The organism is Streptomyces sp. NPDC039424, assembly GCF_055639495.1.
On sequence record NZ_JBVKAI010000013.1, the window covers coordinates 198,152 to 215,151 of the forward strand.

Annotated in this window: 15 protein-coding genes and 4 pseudogenes; 12 read left to right on the plus strand and 7 right to left on the minus strand. The window is 69.0% G+C overall.

Features of this window, described 5'->3' with window-relative positions; genetic code table 11:
- Positions 1-37: 37 nt before the first annotated feature.
- A complete protein-coding gene (locus ACZ7L0_RS29215) occupies positions 38-2,836 on the minus strand; it encodes an ATP-binding protein (RefSeq protein ID WP_471245503.1) in 2,799 nt (932 codons plus the stop codon).
- 101 nt (positions 2,837-2,937) lie between these two features.
- Between ACZ7L0_RS29215 and ACZ7L0_RS29220 the strand changes: the two genes are divergently transcribed.
- The 4 genes from ACZ7L0_RS29220 to ACZ7L0_RS29235 all read left to right on the plus strand — a co-directional run bounded on the left by ACZ7L0_RS29220 (position 2,938) and on the right by ACZ7L0_RS29235 (position 6,092).
- Positions 2,938-3,120, plus strand: coding sequence for a hypothetical protein (locus tag ACZ7L0_RS29220; protein WP_471245504.1), 183 nt, complete (start codon positions 2,938-2,940; stop codon positions 3,118-3,120).
- A gap of 13 nt (positions 3,121-3,133) precedes the next feature.
- Positions 3,134-4,003, plus strand: coding sequence for a hypothetical protein (locus ACZ7L0_RS29225; protein ID WP_471245505.1), 870 nt, complete (start codon positions 3,134-3,136; stop codon positions 4,001-4,003).
- Positions 4,000-4,950, plus strand: a complete 951-nt coding sequence (locus ACZ7L0_RS29230) for a hypothetical protein (RefSeq protein ID WP_471245506.1) — start codon at positions 4,000-4,002, stop codon at positions 4,948-4,950. The genes ACZ7L0_RS29225 and ACZ7L0_RS29230 overlap by 4 nt, the downstream gene beginning before the upstream one ends.
- A 263-nt stretch (positions 4,951-5,213) precedes the next feature.
- Positions 5,214-6,092, plus strand: coding sequence for a PLL family lectin (locus tag ACZ7L0_RS29235; RefSeq protein ID WP_471245507.1), 879 nt, complete (start codon positions 5,214-5,216; stop codon positions 6,090-6,092).
- 322 nt (positions 6,093-6,414) lie between these two features.
- On the opposite strand, the gene ACZ7L0_RS29240 is transcribed toward ACZ7L0_RS29235, so the two are convergent.
- Positions 6,415-6,903 (minus strand): DUF6262 family protein, encoded by a 489-nt coding sequence (locus ACZ7L0_RS29240; protein WP_471245508.1) that lies wholly within the window; start codon positions 6,901-6,903, stop codon positions 6,415-6,417.
- A 223-nt stretch (positions 6,904-7,126) separates the two neighbouring features.
- Between ACZ7L0_RS29240 and ACZ7L0_RS29245 the strand changes: the two genes are divergently transcribed.
- The 3 genes and pseudogenes from ACZ7L0_RS29245 (at position 7,127) to ACZ7L0_RS29255 (ending at position 8,201) form a co-directional block, all read left to right on the plus strand.
- Positions 7,127-7,468 (plus strand): hypothetical protein, encoded by a 342-nt coding sequence (locus ACZ7L0_RS29245; protein ID WP_471245509.1) that lies wholly within the window; start codon positions 7,127-7,129, stop codon positions 7,466-7,468.
- Positions 7,462-7,728 (plus strand): annotated as a pseudogene (locus ACZ7L0_RS29250) (DDE-type integrase/transposase/recombinase); the annotation flags it as partial. The gene ACZ7L0_RS29245 and the pseudogene ACZ7L0_RS29250, both read left to right, overlap by 7 nt.
- A gap of 131 nt (positions 7,729-7,859) precedes the next feature.
- Positions 7,860-8,201, plus strand: a complete 342-nt coding sequence (locus ACZ7L0_RS29255; protein ID WP_471245510.1) for a hypothetical protein — start codon at positions 7,860-7,862, stop codon at positions 8,199-8,201.
- Here ACZ7L0_RS29255 and ACZ7L0_RS29260 read toward each other — a convergent pair.
- Positions 8,172-8,947, minus strand: a pseudogene (locus tag ACZ7L0_RS29260) (transposase). The gene ACZ7L0_RS29255 and the pseudogene ACZ7L0_RS29260 overlap by 30 nt on opposite strands.
- Before the next feature lie 35 nt (positions 8,948-8,982).
- Between ACZ7L0_RS29260 and ACZ7L0_RS29265 the strand changes: the two are divergent.
- Both ACZ7L0_RS29265 and ACZ7L0_RS29270 read left to right on the plus strand, forming a co-directional pair.
- Positions 8,983-9,459 carry a hypothetical protein gene (locus tag ACZ7L0_RS29265; protein WP_471245511.1) on the plus strand — a complete coding sequence of 159 codons (477 nt, stop codon included), beginning with the start codon at positions 8,983-8,985 and terminating at the stop codon, positions 9,457-9,459.
- A gap of 125 nt (positions 9,460-9,584) precedes the next feature.
- Positions 9,585-11,141, plus strand: coding sequence for an oxidoreductase (locus ACZ7L0_RS29270; RefSeq protein WP_471245512.1), 1,557 nt, complete (start codon positions 9,585-9,587; stop codon positions 11,139-11,141).
- On the opposite strand, the pseudogene ACZ7L0_RS29275 reads toward ACZ7L0_RS29270, so the two are convergent.
- The 3 genes and pseudogenes from ACZ7L0_RS29275 to ACZ7L0_RS29285 form a co-directional block, all read right to left on the minus strand.
- A pseudogene (locus tag ACZ7L0_RS29275) lies at positions 11,138-11,778 on the minus strand (IS5 family transposase); the annotation flags it as partial. The gene ACZ7L0_RS29270 and the pseudogene ACZ7L0_RS29275 overlap by 4 nt on opposite strands.
- Positions 11,754-11,897: a hypothetical protein gene (locus tag ACZ7L0_RS29280; protein ID WP_471245574.1), complete on the minus strand. Its 144-nt coding sequence runs from the start codon at positions 11,895-11,897 to the stop codon at positions 11,754-11,756. The pseudogene ACZ7L0_RS29275 and the gene ACZ7L0_RS29280, both read right to left, overlap by 25 nt.
- An 802-nt stretch (positions 11,898-12,699) precedes the next feature.
- Complete coding sequence (locus ACZ7L0_RS29285) at positions 12,700-13,170, minus strand: MarR family winged helix-turn-helix transcriptional regulator (RefSeq protein WP_471245513.1); 471 nt, start codon at positions 13,168-13,170, stop codon at positions 12,700-12,702.
- Positions 13,171-13,254: 84 nt separating this feature from the next.
- Here ACZ7L0_RS29285 and ACZ7L0_RS29290 point away from each other — a divergent pair, with 84 nt between their 5' ends.
- From ACZ7L0_RS29290 to ACZ7L0_RS29300, 3 genes and pseudogenes are all read left to right on the plus strand, one after another.
- Positions 13,255-13,632 carry a VOC family protein gene (locus tag ACZ7L0_RS29290; protein ID WP_471245514.1) on the plus strand — a complete coding sequence of 126 codons (378 nt, stop codon included), beginning with the start codon at positions 13,255-13,257 and terminating at the stop codon, positions 13,630-13,632.
- 2 nt (positions 13,633-13,634) lie between these two features.
- Positions 13,635-14,585: a DNA-3-methyladenine glycosylase family protein gene (locus tag ACZ7L0_RS29295; RefSeq protein ID WP_471245515.1), complete on the plus strand. Its 951-nt coding sequence runs from the start codon at positions 13,635-13,637 to the stop codon at positions 14,583-14,585.
- A gap of 319 nt (positions 14,586-14,904) precedes the next feature.
- A pseudogene (locus ACZ7L0_RS29300) lies at positions 14,905-16,106 on the plus strand (IS110 family RNA-guided transposase).
- A 90-nt stretch (positions 16,107-16,196) separates the two neighbouring features.
- Here the strand turns inward: ACZ7L0_RS29300 and ACZ7L0_RS29305 are convergent.
- The gene (locus tag ACZ7L0_RS29305; protein ID WP_123971228.1) at positions 16,197-16,982 is read right to left on the minus strand and encodes an AraC family transcriptional regulator; all 786 of its coding nucleotides are present in this window, start codon (positions 16,980-16,982) and stop codon (positions 16,197-16,199) included.
- Positions 16,983-17,000: the final 18 nt, after the last annotated feature.

Sequence of the window (17,000 nt, forward strand, 5' to 3'; positions counted from 1 at the left end):
GATGCGCTGGCGCGGCTCAGCCCGGGGTGTCGGCGGGCTATTCCGTCACGTGGTCGATGGCCTCGCGGAGCGCCTGGCGGGAGGTGATGCTGAGCTTTCGGTAAGTGCTGGTGAGATGGATCTCGACTGTGCGGCGGGCGACGAACAGCGCCTGGGCGATCTCCCGGTTGGTGTTGCCGGCGGCCGCCATGCGCGCGACCCGGAGCTCACTGGCGGTGAGGGCCGCGGGGCCGCTCAGCGCCGCACGTCTGGGCCGGGCGCCGGCCGCCACGAGCTCGTCGTTGGCCCGCTTTGCCAGGGCTCGGGCCCCGCATCGTGTCGCGAGGTCCAGCCCTTGCCGCAGCGGTTCCTGGGCGTCGGCGCGTCGGCCGGTCCGGCGTACCGCCGCACCGTAGTCGACGAGTGCCTGGGCGTGTTCCAGCTCGGCGGGCGAGCCATCGAAGAGGGTGACGGCCTCGCGGAGCAGCTTGATACCTGCCTGCCCGCCCTCGATTTGCGCGGCCGTGCGCAGGGCTGCAGAGATGGGACGCGGCGCTCCGAACGCGCGGGCAAGGGCCAGCTCTTCGTCGACCAGCTTCCGGGCCGCAGAAGTCTCGCCTACCGCGAGGTGGGCCAGCGCGGCAGGACAACGCCACACGGCAAAGCCCGGGTTGACGCATCCTGCGGCCACGAGACCTGCACCGCACGGGAGCAGGTCGGCGAGCGCGTCACGCGGCCGGTTCTGAAGCAGGCGTAGCCTGCCGCGCGCAGTGTGGACGAAGTGCGCGATGAGCATGCTGAGCGGCTGGTCACCGTCAATGCCCTGCTCAGTGAGGATCCGCTGTGCGCCTGCCAGGTCACCGCGGTCGACGAGAGCGTCCACCAGCACAGCCGCCGCGATGGGCGTGTCCTGAGACCCTCCTTCCGCAAGGCGCAGCGCCGCCCACGCGTCGGCCTCCGCCTCCAGCAGGCGCCCGGCGTAGAGGGCGGTGTGGGAGCGCAGTACGGACAGGTAAGCGAAGGCTGTGATATCGCCGAGACGCCGCGCGGTCTCCAGGCCGCGGTCGAGCAGGTCGAGGGCGGGCGGCAGATGGTCGGCAATAGCCAGGGCCGAGCTCACCAGATTGATCAGGATCCACGGCTCGGGCGGCAGCGGTGCGGCGCCCGCCGCGATGGCGAGCCGGGCAACCTCGGAGCTCGGCCGGTCCCCTGTCGCGGCGCCGCCGAACGCGAGCAGCGCCAAGGCCATGCGGTCATCAGCGTTGTCTCCGTTCAGATGGGAAGCGACAAGGTCCAGTTGCCGCATCCAGTCCGCTGGCGGTTCCATCGCGGTGAGACGGCCCCAGGCGACGCTCACGAGGATGCGCCGCGGAACATCACCGGAGCGGGCGGCGCTGCTCCGCTGGGCCCCTTCGAAAAGTTCGATGGCCAGGTGCCCCTGGCCGGTCATCACCATCAGCCTGCCCAGGTCCATGGTGATCTCGATGCGCCGGTCCGGATCCGAGGTGAGATCGAGTGCGGCGCGGAGCGCATCGGCGGCCTCGGCGGTGCGGTTGAGCATGCCCAGAGCTCCGCCGAGCCGGGTGAGCAATTCCGCGCGCAGACCAGGTGCCGGAGGCTCGGCCAGGGCCCGTTTGAGACAGGCAGCCGCGAGCTCCGGCGCCCCGCGCGTCAGGGCGTCGGCCGCAGCCGCGCAAAGTTCGCCGACCACCCAGGGGTCACCGTCTGGCGCCGCTGCAAGCAAGTGCGATACGAGCTGCTCGGAGGGCACGGCGTCCGCAGTCAACATGCGGGCGGCCTCCTTGTGCGCCACGGCTCGGACGGATTCGGCGGTGTCTCCGTAGACGGCTCCACGCACGAGCGGGTGCGCGAACTCGATCGGCGGTCCCGCAGTGATGAGCCCATCGTGTACCAGCGCGTCGACCAGGTCGGCGGCCTGTCCCAGGCGAAGGCCGGCCAGTGCTGCGATCCGGCGAAGTTCGGCGGCGGGGCCGAGGACGGCCACGCAGCGGGCCAGGCGTACGGCGTCCGGGCCGAGGCGCGCGAGTCGGGTGAGCACGGCGCGGGTGAGCGTCTCGGGTCGCAGCGCGTCGATCCGGCTGGCCTCGGCGGCGACCGGCCGCACGCCGTCCGTGCGCAGGCCAATGAGTGCCTCGCTGAGTAGGAAGGGGTTGCCCGCGGTGGCTCTGGCGCAGGCCCGGCAGAATTCGTCTTCGGCGTCGGCGGACAGGGCCTGCCGGACCAGTGCTCCGACGGCCTGCTCGCTGAGCGGTCCTAGCCGCACAATCTCGGGGTGCATGCCAGTGAGCGCGCGGTCCACAGGGTCGGTCCGGCCGGGCGGCGTGGGCCGGGCAGCGAGAACGAGCAACACCGGTAGCTCCGTGACCCGGCGCGCCAGGTGGGACACGAACCGCAGCGAGGCTTCGTCGCACCAGTGTGCGTCGTCGATCACCAGGAGCAGGGGGCTGCGGTCTGCGAGATTTGAGCACAACCAGTACAGCCCATGTACCACCGCCCCCACGGGTCCCGCGTCGCGACCGGCGGGCATTACACCGAAGACGGGCGCGGCCAGCTCCGCGGCGCCGGACAGCAGTTCCTCGCGTGCGCTGGCTGGCTCGTCCCGCAGCCGAGGTTCGAACAACTGGCGCACAATCGCGAAGGCGAGGTCCCGCTCCAGCTCGCCGCCGCGCGCGGTCAGCGAGGCCACGCCCTGCAGGGCGGCCTGGGACCGGGCTGCGGCCACCAGGGCCGTCTTTCCGATGCCGGCCGGTCCCTCGATGAGCAGGGTTGCGCCTTCCCCTGCCCGGATCTGGGCCAATAGCTCGTTGATGCGGCGCAGTTCGCGCTCCCGCTCCATAAGAGTCATCGGGCACCCACTCTGCCGACCCGGGGACTGCCGGAAAAGACTTCGGTAGCCACCACGATGTGTCCTCTCGACAGGCGCCACATCCTGTTGCCATGGATTCCCCCATCGTCGGCGGCCTACGCCGCGCGATCGTCGACTTCGCGTCCGACGCGGACCCGGCGTCGGGCCGCGTCATCACCGAGGACGGCGAGGAGGAGTTCAGCGGCTGGATGGAACTCATCCAGCTCCTCGATCAGATACGGACGGGATCGGGGCACAACGGGGCACGGGGGTAAAGGGGGAAGTCGCATGACGGGATCACGTTCGATCCGCATGCACGTAACGCTGGCGGCTCTGGCGGGGGTTCTTCTGCTGCTGGGGGTGTTCGTCATCGCGCGTGCGGCGGCTGGTGGCGGCGATTCCTCCGACGGTGGTGGGGACCGGCCGGACGCGGCTGGGTCAGGCGTGGCGTCGGAGGGGCAGAGTGGCGCCAACGCCTCGGGCGGCGAAGGACAGAGATCGTCCGGCGGAGCCAACGCTGGCGGTGGGGGCAACGCGGGCGGATCGTCGACCTCCGGCGGAGGAGGCGGGCAGCAACCGGGCGCGATCCGGATCGGCGGCGCAACGTTCACCAACGACTATCCCATCTACAACTTTCCGGATTTCAAAGGGCCCGTGGGCTGCTTCGCACCGGGCAATCCATCACGCAGCGTGCCGTTGAAGATCCAGGAGGTCGGGCTGCTCGACGCGGACAATGTGCAACCGCTGATCAGTGGCTGTGACGACGCGGGCGATGCCGGCGGTGTCGCTGGTACTCCCTTGTCCCAGGGTTGCGTGGGCAAAATGCTTGCCCCCGGCACCGGTTGCCTCATGACCGCCCAGGTCAAGGCATCGGGGCCTGGCCGGGCCATGGTTTATGTCAAGGCCGAAGCCACCTGCACCTCTCGCTCGGGATGGCCCTGCAACAGCCCTGAACTCGCACCGTACTCGCCTTCACCGCAGCACCCCATCGTGGCCCAGGTGACTACGAGTCAGGTCATTACCTTCCCTGTGGCCACGCCCGACGACACCACCCCGGCTCCGTCAACGTCCGATCCGTCGTCTCCTGTTGACGAATCACCGCCCGTCAGCACGTCGCCTGCTGCCGAGAACACCGGCCCCACGGACAGCGGAACATGACCGCCACGGCCTCGCCCGGCGGTCAGTTCCTGGAACGGACGCGCGCCGTTATCAACGTGCTGGGACCGGCCTCGGTCGTGACCTCGCTGTTGTTCTACTTCGGTTACGTGGCGACGACAGCGCGGTTCCGGTACTTCGGGGTCTATCTGTCATTGATGAACCAGTCGTTGCAGGACATGATGCTGTACGGGGTGGAGGCGGTGTACCCGCCCCTCATCGCGGTCTCCGTCATTGGGCTACTCGCCCTCGCCATCCACACCGGAGTCCGCCTGCTACTCGTGTCAGAGGCCAGGGATGACGTCACCGGCTGGATCGGGATCTTCGCCACGCTGCTCGGCTGCCTGGCTGTGGTCCGGGGCATCGTGGGAATGCTGGTGCCGCGCGTTTCCCGCACCGAGGCCATCGCCACGACACCCCTGTGCCTCGCCGCCGGTGCCGTAGGCCTGGCCTACGGGGCCTGGCTGCTTCGCCGGATCGCCATCCGCCGGGACCGGCGCCAGCTCCGCGACGCGCCTGAGGACACGGATCCTCCCGCACGCTCACCCGTCGCGGACTGGCTCGAGTCACCCGCGTGCGTACGGCTGTGCAGATACGCGATGGCGTGGGTCACTCTCCTTGTCGTCGCCAGCGCGTTTTGGACGGCCAACAGTTTCGCCGCCGCTTACGGGCTGGGCAGGGCACTGGACGACGCCGACTCCCTGCCGCGCCGCCCGGAGGTTGTCCTGTACACCAAGGAGCCGCTGCGGGACCTTCCGGCCGGTGCCAGCAGCACCCGACTCGTGCCAAGCGCAGGGAGCCAACTCCGATACCGCTATCGAGGGCTGCGGCTGCTCGTCCAAGCGAACGGCCGCCTCTTCCTGGTGCCCTCCCATTGGACAACGCCTGGAGGTCGCACCCTGGTCGTGCCATACGACAACACCGTTCATCTCGAACTCGTGCCGTCCTGAGTGACGCCATGAGTCTGTATGCGAGCACCAGGCAATCCGCCGCCGCGCGGCAGGCACGCCTCATGGTGCGAGCCAGGACACAGCGCCGTCCACGTGCGGATAGCCCCGCTCCGCGGACGGCCGAATCGGGCAATAGCCGCCCTCCCACACGCACCTGATCAGCGTTCTGCCAGGTCAGCACCTCCGCACAAGGAGCTCCGGGCTCCTGTCGCCCGGTCCGCCCTGATCATCACCTACACCGCGTCTGAACATCTGGAGGAATCGTGAACGACCGCGCTTTCGTGATCTGGAAAGGCCACGGCTCGGACCAGGGGATCTACTCAGCACGTAACGACCACGGCACCGACTTCAACGACGCCCGGCAGGTGAGCTGGTTCGCCAGCAGCCGCGGGATCGCCGCGGTGGTCGAGCCAGTCGGACACGCGATCCGCGCCGCGTGGCGGGGGGCGGACAACGACAACCGGATCTGGACCGCTGCCGCGCACTTCACCGGCGATTCCTGGGGTCAGCAGTCCCTTCCGACCGGGGTGCCCCGCACCGAGGACCGGCCGGCGCTCGGCGTGCTCGGCGAGCGGGTGGTCATGGCGTGGCGCGGAGCCGGCCAGGACGAGCACATCTGGTACTCCGTGCTCGGCCCCGGCGGCTGGTCCCCGCAGCAGCTGACCAGCGACGGGACAGCGAGTTCGACCCACGGACCGGCACTGGCCCAGCACGACGGCCGCCTCTTCATGGCGTGGAAGGGTTCCGGCAACAACCAAAACCTCTACTGGTGCACGTACGACGGCGAGTCGTGGACAGTGCCGAAGGCGTTTCCCGGCGGTTCGACCCACGGTCCGGCGCTAGCGTCGAACGGCACGGCGCTGCTAATGACATGGAAGGGGTCCGGCGGTGACGACCACCTCTGGCGGGCTAGCTACGGCAGTGGCAGCTGGTCGGGCCAACAGCTTGCGATCGGCCGGTCGAGCCACGGCCCCGCGCTGGGGCGAGTGGACAACCGGATCGTGATGGTGTGGAAGGGGGCGGACGGCGACGAGCGGCTGTGGTGGACACCAGACAACTTCCGCACGCAGTTGCCGGTGCGCGACGGCTACACCAGCAGCAACACTCCCGCGATCGTCGCCCTCAATTTCGCCGACTTGTGACCCCGACGACGCTCACGGCATCGCGACAGGACTGTTCGCTCCATGGCTCCAAGTGGGCGACCAGGCCAGCACCCGCCGGTGCCCTTCAGGCTGGGGCGGCAGGTCCAGGCGCACCAAGATGCTGTGGAAGCGGGACTCCACCGTCTTCTTGCTGAACTCCCGTCCGCGGCCGATCGCCTGATGGGAGCGTACCTGCGCTGGGGCGTGCTCGTTCTGCTCGTGGCCGCCGACCGGATAGAGTTGGCCGCCGCCCGGACCGCCGCCCTTCGCAGGATTAGGTGAGCTCAAGGCTGGCTGTGGTGAGGCTGGTTCAACGCACGGGTCAGCTCCCTATTGGCAGCGCGAGCGGCTTCGAGTTCCTCCGCCCTTTCCCTAAGCTCTGCACGTTTCTCGGCGAGTTCCTGTTCCAACATGACGATGGGACGCTGGAGTTGGTCGATGTCCGGTGGGCTCCGAGCCCGGACTCGCTCCATGCCTGCTCGCCGAGCTGCGCAGAAAGGCGCTTCTCCAACTGTCGCACCCGCGCGGCAAGACGGGTGTTCCGCTCCAGCGCGTTGGCCAGGTCCGTCTGGAGCGAGGCCCTGCTGACGGCGGCCTGGCGGCCTTCTGGCGGCGGGGCCGATGCGGCGGCATGGACGCGTTCGAGAAGGTCACGGTGGCGATAGAGGAATGTGCGGTCCACTCGGGCCGTGCGAGCGAGCGAAGAGACGGTGATGTCCTCGCCGGTCCGCAGGGCTGTATCCAGCGCCTTCAGGACGCGTTCGCGGCGCCGGGCCGAGTCGGCTCGCCGTCCTTCGATCATGGTGATCATGCGGTTCGCTCCGGTCGGATGTCGGGCAGAGGCTGGCGGATGCGGGGCATGCCGAGCGGGACGACCTGACGGCTGCGGCGGACGAGGGTGGCAGCCTCCTGGATCTTCGGCGGTCGTCGTCGGTCAGGTCGTCGAGGTCTTCCTTGAGCCTGCGGGCCAGGCGGCGGACACGGGTGATCTCCTCGTCGGAGGGCGTCGCCTCGTCCTTCGCCCAGCTGTCCGCGTGGACGAAGGCAGCGAGCCGTTCTCGGTTCCGCAGCAGGTCGCCGAGGTATGCCTCCAGGTCGGGCAGATAGGAGATGTCCGTGCGGAAGTGGCTGCAGCCGACGCAGCGGAAGCGGACCGGGCAGTCGTGGCCGTCGGCCGCGACGTTGGAGGGCTGGGTGCAGACGCCGTATGGGACGGTCACCTCGCCGACGGCCCGGCGAGCGTGCGCGGAGTCGAGCAGGGCCTTGGCAGTGCGCCAGACGCGGTTGCCGTGCCGGTCGAACTGCATCGTGGTGACGCGGTCGATGGCTTCGCGACGGCGCTCTTACCCGACCCGGTAGTAACGTCTGTGAGCTGATGCGGTCGGTGGAGCACCGGCAGTCGAAGTATCTGAACAACCGGGTGGAGAACTCACACCAACCGACGCGGCAACGCGAACGCGCCATGAAGGGGTTCCGCTCCGCGGGTGGAGCCCAACGCTTCCTGTCGGTCTTCAGTGCGATCTCACCGCACTTCCGGCCCCGCCGTCACCGTCTCACCGCTGCCAGCTACCGCGCTCAGATGACCACCCGCTTCACGACCTGGAACGAGATCGCCAGCCTACCGGCCACGGCCTGAGGACGGGTCCCGGCGCATGCCCCGACCCGGGCCCGGCCTATCCCGATACACCTTCTGCCCAGCCAAGTTGACAGCGCCAGCTGGCCGCCTCAACCTGAGGAGGAAGCCTCACCGCCTCCTATACTCCTGGCGTGTTTAATACGCCGAACTTCTTCCATGTTTCGTCCGTGCTCAATCGGCGATCGATCGCACAGCATGGCCTGGATTGGACCCGGATGGGCGCCGCACCGGGAATCGCCGGCAGCCGCCGCCCTGAGGTGGAGGGGATCTTCGTCTGTCCGGGCGAGGAGGTAGCAGAGTTCTTCCTCCAAATCAACAACACGGGCGGGCCGGTTGATCTCTGGTCCATGGACGGCATTGATGAGAGGTTGCTCCTCGACAACGGCAACGGATTCGTCTACCTACCCGGCCACATACCAGCCGCGCGAGTCCGCCTCGTGCGATCAGACATTCCTCCGCAGCCTGGTTTTTGACTTCGCGCGGCGGTACGGCTGGGGGCAGGCCCACGCGTCGGCTTTCAGGCGGCAGTCGCGGAGGATCTTCCATCCCTTCATGCGTGCGAAGGCGTGCTCGACGCGGGCGCGGACCTTGCGGTGAAAGCGTTGTGTTGCTCTTGCCATGTCGGGAGTTCGACCTGGCCGCGCTCACGGCGATGCGGGATGACCAGGCTGGTGCCCCGGTAGCCGCAGTCCGCGATGACCGTGGTCCTGCCCACGGCGTCCTTCGCGCCGGACAGCTCCGAGGCCTGGCAGTCGTTGCGGTGGCCGGGCAGTGGCCGGCCGACAGCGACCACGAGTCGGGTGTCGGCGTCGATGATGACTTGGTGGTTGGTCGAGTACCGGTGGTTTTTCGACTGCTCAGCGATCGTGTGGTCGCGGGTGGGCACGAGGGTTCCGTCCACGATCAGTACGGTGTCCTCGCGGAACCGCCTGCGCGGCTGGAGCGCGAGCGACGGGCCGAGGTGGTTGATGATGCGGTCGGCTGCGGACTTGGAGATGCCGAGCAGCGGAGCGAGCTGCCGCAAGGTTAGATTCGTCCGCCAGTACGCAGTCACCAACAACACCCGGCCCTCCAGCAGCAAGCTCCATGGCCGGCCCTTGCGGATCGGGGTCGCACCCTCTCGCCGTAGCGCGGTGAGCAGCTTGCCGAACTGACGTGGGCTCAGCCCGGTGAACGGGGCTATCCAGGACGGCGCGGACGCCGTGATCACACCAGCCACAGCGAGATCATCTTAAAGACCGACGCTGTGGAACGATGATCGGCATGGCAGGTCAGGTCTGGGTGTCACTCATATCGTTGGGCGGCGTTGTCCTCGGCGGCGTGTTGTCCTACCTCGTCCAGCACAGGACTCAGCAATCAGCGGAACGTGCCGAACAGCAACGGCAGCGGATCGCGTTGTCGGAGACCCGACGCGCGGAACGGCTCGCGCTGCTGGAGCGGTTCATCGAGGTGTCGGCAGAGGCGGAACGATGCGCCTACACCCGGCCGTCCGAATGGGAGGAGACCGATGACTGGTACCTCACGACCCGGGACGTCATGTACAGGTTGTGGGTCGCGGATCGGCTCCTCCGCATCCAATTCCCCCGGCGCGTGCATGACGCCGCACACGCGCACTTCCTCGACCTCAACAGGACCGTGTGGCACGGCTTGCCCGACGGTGAGAGCGCACGGGACTACCTGGAGGACAACCGGTCGGCGTTTCTCGACGCGGCCCGCGAGGTCATGGGGTAGCGCACCGCTGACTCCCGAAGATCTTTTGCGGGACAGCCCTTGGAACTCCTAACAGAATAGGCCGCCCTTCGGCTCTGGCGCGGCAGGGCGAGGCGAGTACGAAGGAAGATCACTATTCTGCATGAGTGCTCTCATACGACGAGTTGACTTCACCGGAGCGTGAGCTGTGGGATGCGTTTCCCGACGGACGCCGCGTGGATCTGCGCACGGGTGTGCCCGAGGACGACCGTGTCGACGAGGGTGGGCAGTGGGGGCCCGAGCGGACGGTTCGGGCCGCCGTGATCGTGGGGCTCCTCCAAGGCGCGCACACCGCACAGTCTGGGGTGGTCCCGTACCTAAGGCTCGACGGGGCGCGGATATCCGGGCACCTCAACCTGGCCGGCGCGCAGATCGCTCACGCCTTCTGGCTCGAGGACTGCTGGTTCGAGGAGGGCGTGAACCTCTCCGGAGCCTCGACCCAGTCGATTGCAATCGTGGGCAGCCGGGTACCGAATGTGGAAGCCGGCTTGATTCGTATCGAGGGACGCCTCGACCTGCGGCGCTCTCGTCTGGAAAGCGGCTCTGCCTCGCCCTTCCACCGCAGGGTCACCGCCTTGTCGCTCATCAACGCCCACGTGAGCGGCGCCGTGAACCTCAGCGGTGCCGAGATCACCGCACCCGAGGAATGGGCGGTGTCCGCTGGCGGCCTGGTCGCGGAGGGCGGCATCTACTGCGTTGACGGATTCGTCGCGCATGGCGAAGTTCGTCTCATGGGGGCACAGCTGCCAGGCGGACTGCACATGCGGGGCGCACTACTGGAACGCCCCGGCCAGCGCGGGGTGGCGCTCGCCCTGGACAACGCCGTGGCCTCGACGCTCAACTTCTCCGACGGGTTCATCGCGAACGGGACCGTACGGCTGCGAGGTGCCCGGATCTCGGACAACCTGACCTTTGAGGGAGCCGTCCTGAACGGGCCGCCCGACGGCCAGGGCCCGTCTTTGGTCGCCCTGCTGATGCGGGCCGTCGACTTCGACTTCACCCTCGCCCGGCCACCGTCCGGCACCGTGGACTTGCGGGGCGCGCAGGTGTCCTACCTCCATGACAGCGACCACAGCTGGCCGGACGTTGTGGAGCTGGACGGCTTCGTCTACGGCTCCATCAAGGTGGACGAGGCAGGCGAGCGACGGGAGGCAGTGGGGCGGCGGGACTCCGTGGCCCGCCGCGTGGCATGGATACGACGCGGCCCGGGCTACACCCCCCAGCCCTACGAGCAGTTGGCAAGCTGGTACCGCAAGGCTGGCCACGACGACGACGCCCGCCGCGTACTCCTGGCCAAACAGCGCCATCGGCGTCAAACTCTGCCTCCGGCCGCGCGTATGTGGGGGTACCTGCTCGACCTGGCCGTCGGCTATGGCTACCGTCCCTGGCTGGCCGGCGTCTGGCTCCTCGCACTGACCTTGCTGGGCACGCTGTCCTTCGGCACTCACTCCCCCAGCCCGGTCAAGCAAGGCGAAGGCGCCCCGTTCCAGCCCCTCGTCTACACACTCGACCTCTTGATCCCCATCGGTGGTCTGGGTCAGCGCACGGCCTGGTACTGGTCGAATCACAGCCTCCAGTGGCTGGCCTACCTGCTGATCGCCTTCGGTTGGGTGCTGACGACCGCCGTCATCGCGGGTGTCACCCGCACCTTGCAGAAAAGCTAGCGGTCGACGGCTGACTGCAGGCGTCGCCGGCAGAGCAGTGCGCACCCGAAAGTAAGGAATGCTTCGTGGATGTCGTCGCGGATCTCCCAGCGGATCCGCAGGCGGCGGAACCAGTGCAGGTGAGCGAACGCGCGCTCGACGACCCAGCGTTGGGTGCCAAGTCCGGAGCCGTGCTCGGTGCCCCGGCGGGCGACCAACGGCTTTACGCCGAGATCCCGGACCAGACGGCGGTACTTGTCGTGGTCAAAGCCGCGGTCGGCCAGGACCACGTTGGGGCGGCGCGGGGGCCGGCCGCGCCTGCCCCGTACCGGCGGGATTGCCTCCAGTAGTGGGATCAGCTGGGTGACGTCGTTGCGGTTGCCGCCGGTCAGGGTGGCGGCGAGCGGGATGCCAGTGGCGTCGGTGATCAGATGGTGTTTGCTGCCCGTCCTGCCCCGGTCGACGGGGCTTCGTCCGGTCTTGGACCCCCTTTTAACGCGCGGATGTGGGAGCCGTCGACGGCCGCCCTGGAGAAGTCCAGGGCGTTGGCGCTGCGGAGCTTGACGAGGAGGGCCTCGTGTAGTCGGGGCCAGACACCGGGTTCGGTCCACTCGGCCAAACGGCGCCAGCAGGTCATGCCCGAGCCGAAGCCGAGTTCGAGGGAAGGTCGATCCCTCCTGCAGCGAGCTGCACCGAGATCTGCGCGGGCGTCAGGTGATCGACGGCCTGGTCCAGCACGTCCATGATCGCCGCGTACTCCTCGCGGACCGTGCTCATGACGTATCCGAACGCCCGGGGTCGGGTCCTGTGCCTTCAGTTCCGAAGGCCAGCCATCCCTCTTCGCGGGAGGTGTCGCACCGGCCCCACATGCCTTCTCCCTTGTTCCGGCCGACGGCCTCGATGGCGTCAAGCGCTGGATGTCGATGTCCGGCTGGCCCGAGACCGCCAGGAAGGTGTCCCGCAGAGCCGGACCAGTAGGTGTGCAGGCTGGCGGTGTCCTCATCGCGCAGCAGGAGGACGGTGCGCCCGTGCTCGGGGTGGTAGCGGACGGCCCAGCCCAGGTGGTGAGCGATCGGGTCGGTGGTAGGCGGGAGCTGAACGGCGCGCGGTGGCGGTACGCCGCGACGGCGCAGGGGCGGCAGGTGCAACGGTTGTGGACGCTGCTGGCGGCAGGAGGCCCACTTCCCCGGGCGACATCGAGCGCCAAGGCAAGGCCTCGGACGATGGGTGCGTGCTCAGCGCCTGGGCTGGGACACGCTCACCGCCGTGCAGCAGTGGATGCTGGAGCAGGTCCTCGGGATCGGACCCGCGAGCGGAACGCGGGCCCCCGCCCGGCTCGGGGATCCCGGGACGGAGACCCCCACCTCCATCCTCACCCCGCCGGTGCTGCTACGCGCTGCGCCGGGGCCTGCGCGCCGTCGCCTTCTTCACGGCCGCCTTCTGGGCGCCGGTCTTCTTCCCAGCAGGCTTCTTGGCGGGCTGATGGGGCTCGTTGAAAATCCCCACCCCCTGCTCAGGGATTCCCCAGACCTACTCACCTTGCCTCCCCACCCACAGGCCATCCAGTGAGCGGGCCGGTTCATCCGCCGAGTGTCTCTGCCATCCGGTTCAGGTCGGCGAGAAGAGCAGCGAGGCGTTTCGGCGGGACGGCGTCGGTCATCTGCTGGTCGATGGCGTAGACGGCGGTGCGTGCCGCGGCGAGGCGGCGGTGGCCGTCTTCGGTGAGGTGGGCGGGCAGGGCGCGGCCGTGGTCGGCGGTGGGCGCGCGGGTGATGAGGCCGGCGTCCTGCAGTCCGCGCAGGACGACGTTCATGGACTGCCGGGTGACGAAGGTGCCGCGGGCCAGTTCGGCGTTGGACAGCCCGGGTCGCTGGTCGAGCAGTTCGAGACAGGCGTACTGCGGCACGGTCAAGCCGTACTCACGCAGGGCCCCATCCATCGCGCCGCGCAGGGCGGCCGCCGCCCGCTTGAGGCGGTAGCCCAGTCGCTCGGTCACGTCGGCGGTTCCGTCGTCGGGCGGGGTCGGGTCGGTGGTTGTCTCATCCGTCATGTCAGGAGTTTGACATAACTGAGCGGAGGCGCCTACCGTCACCTATGTCAAAGTCCTGACATTACGCGCAGCTGAGGAGCACCCATGACCACCAACCTTTCCGTCGCCGGGCCGGACTTCATCGCGCTGCAGGTACGTGACGTCGACGCGGCCGCTGCCTTCTTCGAAACGCAGCTCGGGCTGCACCGGGCGCCCGCCTCGCCCCCCGGCGCCGTGGTGTTCACCACCGAGCCGATCGCGTTCGCCGTCCGCGAGCCCCTGCCGGGCGTGGACCTCGACAGCGTTCAGCGGCCCGGCCTCGGCGTCTCGCTGTGGTTCAAGACCAGCGACGCCGAGACCCTCCACGACCGTCTCCAAGCAGCCGGGATCCCCATCGTCAGGGAGCCGGAGGACGGCCCGTTCGGAAGAATGTTCACATTCCTCGGCCCCGAGGGCTACGCCATCACCGCCCACGGGAACTGACCGTGTACGCCTTCACCATCACCCCGGAAGGCCCGTTCTCCCTCGCGGCTGGTCTCAGCTTCCTGAAGAGCTTCACCCCCGCCAGGTATCACGACACCGCACAAGACCAGGCGCTGCGCCTCGCGTTCCCCACCGACGACGGTCACTCGACCGTGGGCGTCGAGGTGAGGCAGGCAGACGGCCCGCAGGGCGCCGTGCAGGCGGAGGCCATCGTGCACACTGGCCTGCCCCGCGAGGGGCGGGCCGGGACGGCCAGAGAAACCGAGCCCGTTGGGCCTTCCCCCAGGGTGGATGCGGTGCGACAGCAGTTGGCCCGCATCCTCTCCCTCGACGTCGACGGCAGCGGCCTCCCCAAGATCGCCCAGCGTGATCCCGTCGTGGCCGAACTCATCTCGGCATACCCGGGCCTGCGGCCGGTGTGCTTCCACTCCCCATACGAAGCAGCGGCCTGGGCGGTCATCGGCCACCGCATCCGCATGGTCCAGGCGGCCACGATCAAAGCCCGCATCGCCGAACACCACGGACAACACGTCACCGTCTCCGGGCGCACCCTCCACGCCTTCCCCACTCCGCTGGTCCTGCGCCAGCTCGACCGCATCCCCGGGCTGCCCGACATCAAGGTCGAAAGGTTGCGCCACCTCGCGGACGCCGCTCTCGCCGGTGACCTCGACGCAAGCCATCTGCGGGCGATGCCGGCCCAGGACGCCCTTGCTCACCTGCGGACCCTGCCCGGCATCGGCCCTTTTTCCGCCGAGCTGATCCTCATCCGTGGCGCCGGCCACCCCGACCTCTTCCCACGCCAAGAACCCCGACTGCACGCCGCGATGGCGCGAGCCTACGGCCTGAGCGAGCCGGATGCCTCCGACGCGAACCGCCTCGCCGGCATCAGCGACCGCTGGGCGCCCTACCGCAGCTGGGTCGCCCTCCTGTTGCGCACGCGCAGTGGGGCGTAACCGAACGTCGCCCGGAGCCGCCCGACCTACCGCCTCCCCTCCGCAACCTGCGCGCCGCCCCGTTCCGATAGCCATGGCGCCCCGGCAAGCCCCATTACCTTTTTCGTAGTTCCTGTTCAAGGAGCTGTGGTCGCCAGGCCCGGCATGACTAACGCCCCCAGTCGAAGGCATGATCCGGGGGGTGGTGTCACCGGGTCTGGTGGCATCGAGGGACCGCTGATAGGGACACGGCCACCAACTGGTAGGTCTCGTCGTAACGTGGGTGCCGGCCATCGATGCCCTCCCGGTGACCACTCGCGACGAGCGAACGGCATGGTGGATGAGCAGCAGTTTCAGCGTGTTCCTCGGCCTGGACGTCGGCAAAGATGCCCACCACGCGGTCGGCCTCGACCCGGACGGCAAGCGGCTGCATGACGCCCCGTTGCCCAACACCGAACCCAAACTGAGAGCCCTGTTCGACAAACTCGCCCGGCACGGAACGCTGCTGGTCGTGGTCGACCAGCCGGCCACGATCGGGGCGCTGCCCGTCGCGGTCGCTCGCGCGGCCGGTCACCAGGTCGCCTACCTGCCTGGCCTGGCCATGCGCCGCATCGCCGACCTCTACCCCGGCCGCGCGAAGACCGATGCCCGGGATGCGTTCGTCATCGCCGACGCCGCCCGCTCGCTGCCCCACACCCTGCGCCCGGTCGATGTCGGCGACGAGGCCCTGGCCGAGTTGGAGGTGCTGGTCGGGTTCGACGACGACCTGGCCGGCGAAGCTACCCGGATCAGCAACCGGATCCGCGGCCTGCTCACCGGCATCCACCCCACCCTCGAGCACGCCATCGGCCCCAAGATCAGCCACCCGGCCGTGCTGGAAATACTGTCCCGCTGCGGCGGACCGACCGGCATCGCCAAGGCCGGCCGCCGCAAACTCACCGCGATCGCCAAGGTCCACGCGCCTCGCATGGGCGACAAACTGGTCGAGGCGATCATGACCGCGCTCGGCGAGCAGACCGTCACCGTCCCCGGCACCGCGGCCGCAGACACGGTCCTGCCCCGACTCGCGGACAGCCTCAAAACCGTTCTCCAGCAACGAAAACAGGTCGCCGCCCAGGTCGAGGGATACTCGATGCACACCCTCTTGCCGGGGTCCTGACCTCGATGCCCGGCATCGGCGTCAGGACCGCAGCCCGCATCCTCCTCGAGATCGGCGACGCCTCCAACTTCGCCAGCTCCGGACATCTCGCGGCCTACGCCGGCATCGCCCCGGTCACCCGCAGCTCCGGCACCAGCATCAAAGGCGAGCACCCCGCCCGCACCGGCGACCGCAAGCTCAAACGCGCGTTCTTCCTCGCCGCGTTCGCCGCCCTGTCGGACCCGACCAGCAGGACCTACTACGACCGCAAACGCGCCGAAGGCAAGAAGCACAACGCCGCGCTGATCTGCCTGGCCCGCCGACGCTGCGACGTCCTCTACGCGATGCTGCGCAACGGGACTCACTACCGCCCCGAAGCCGCTCCTGCCCCAGCAGCGGCTTGACAACCACTGGGGCACCCCCCAGCGTGAGCTCCCGCACCATTGGGCTGCTACCGATGTTCCGCCAGGAACTACGGCTACCCCGCCAACCTCTCACCCATGGGAGCTGCCGGAGGACCGAGCCGACGAGCGATAGCCCCCGGGTGTCTGACCGACCAGCTCGGTGAAGGCGTCGATGAAGCTGCTGGGGTTCGACCAGCCCAGCCGGATCGCCGTGGCGGTGACCGAGGCACCGTCGCTGAGCTCGATCAGCGCCCGTTGGATGCGCAGCAGGGTGCGCCACTGGTGGAAGCTCATCGACAGCTCGCTGCCGAACAGTCGGCTCAGGGTGCGTTCGCTGGCGCCGGCGCGGTGGCCCAGCTCGGCCAGGGTCGCCGGGCTTGCTGGGTCCACGTGGAGCAGGTCGGTGACCGCCTTGAGACGCCGGTCGCTCGGCTCCGGGAGGCGCAGCGGCTCCTGCGCGGCGCGGGCGAGCTCGGCGAGTACGACGTCGATCAGCAGCCGCGCACGGGGGCTCTCCAGCGGCTCGCCCTCGCTCATCAGCGCCAGATAGGCCTCGCGCAGCAACGCGCTCGCCACGAAGACCGACGGCTCGGCCGGCAGCTGTCCGGTCAGCGTCACGGGCAGCGACAGCACCCGGATGTCCGTCTCGCCGTACGCCTTGCTGCTGTGCACCGCGAAGGGCGGCACCCACATGATCCGACTGGCCGGCGCCACCCAGGTGCCCACCTGGGTCGCTGTGACCAGGGCCCCACGCGCGGCGTAGCGGAGCTGGCCGTAGTCGTGGAAGTGCGCGGCCACCTCGGCGCCATGGGCCAGCGGCACCGACAACGGCGCATCGTCGGTGCAGAAGCTCGGCTCGCCGCTGGAGTCGGACACGCCATCGAGGCTACCCGC

What these genes read in the sequence shown, in the direction of transcription:
- ACZ7L0_RS29215 (WP_471245503.1), bottom strand. Translation starts at nt 2,836, where the DNA reads ATGGAGCGGGAGCGCGAACTGCGCCGCATCAACGAGCTATTGGCCCAG.
- ACZ7L0_RS29220 (WP_471245504.1), top strand. Translation starts at nt 2,938, where the DNA reads ATGGATTCCCCCATCGTCGGCGGCCTACGCCGCGCGATCGTCGACTTC.
- ACZ7L0_RS29225 (WP_471245505.1), top strand. Translation starts at nt 3,134, where the DNA reads ATGACGGGATCACGTTCGATCCGCATGCACGTAACGCTGGCGGCTCTG.
- ACZ7L0_RS29230 (WP_471245506.1), top strand. Translation starts at nt 4,000, where the DNA reads ATGACCGCCACGGCCTCGCCCGGCGGTCAGTTCCTGGAACGGACGCGC.
- ACZ7L0_RS29240 (WP_471245508.1), bottom strand. Translation starts at nt 6,903, where the DNA reads ATGATCACCATGATCGAAGGACGGCGAGCCGACTCGGCCCGGCGCCGC.
- ACZ7L0_RS29265 (WP_471245511.1), top strand. Translation starts at nt 8,983, where the DNA reads ATGATCGGCATGGCAGGTCAGGTCTGGGTGTCACTCATATCGTTGGGC.
- ACZ7L0_RS29280 (WP_471245574.1), bottom strand. Translation starts at nt 11,897, where the DNA reads ATGAGCACGGTCCGCGAGGAGTACGCGGCGATCATGGACGTGCTGGAC.
- ACZ7L0_RS29285 (WP_471245513.1), bottom strand. Translation starts at nt 13,170, where the DNA reads ATGACGGATGAGACAACCACCGACCCGACCCCGCCCGACGACGGAACC.
- ACZ7L0_RS29290 (WP_471245514.1), top strand. Translation starts at nt 13,255, where the DNA reads ATGACCACCAACCTTTCCGTCGCCGGGCCGGACTTCATCGCGCTGCAG.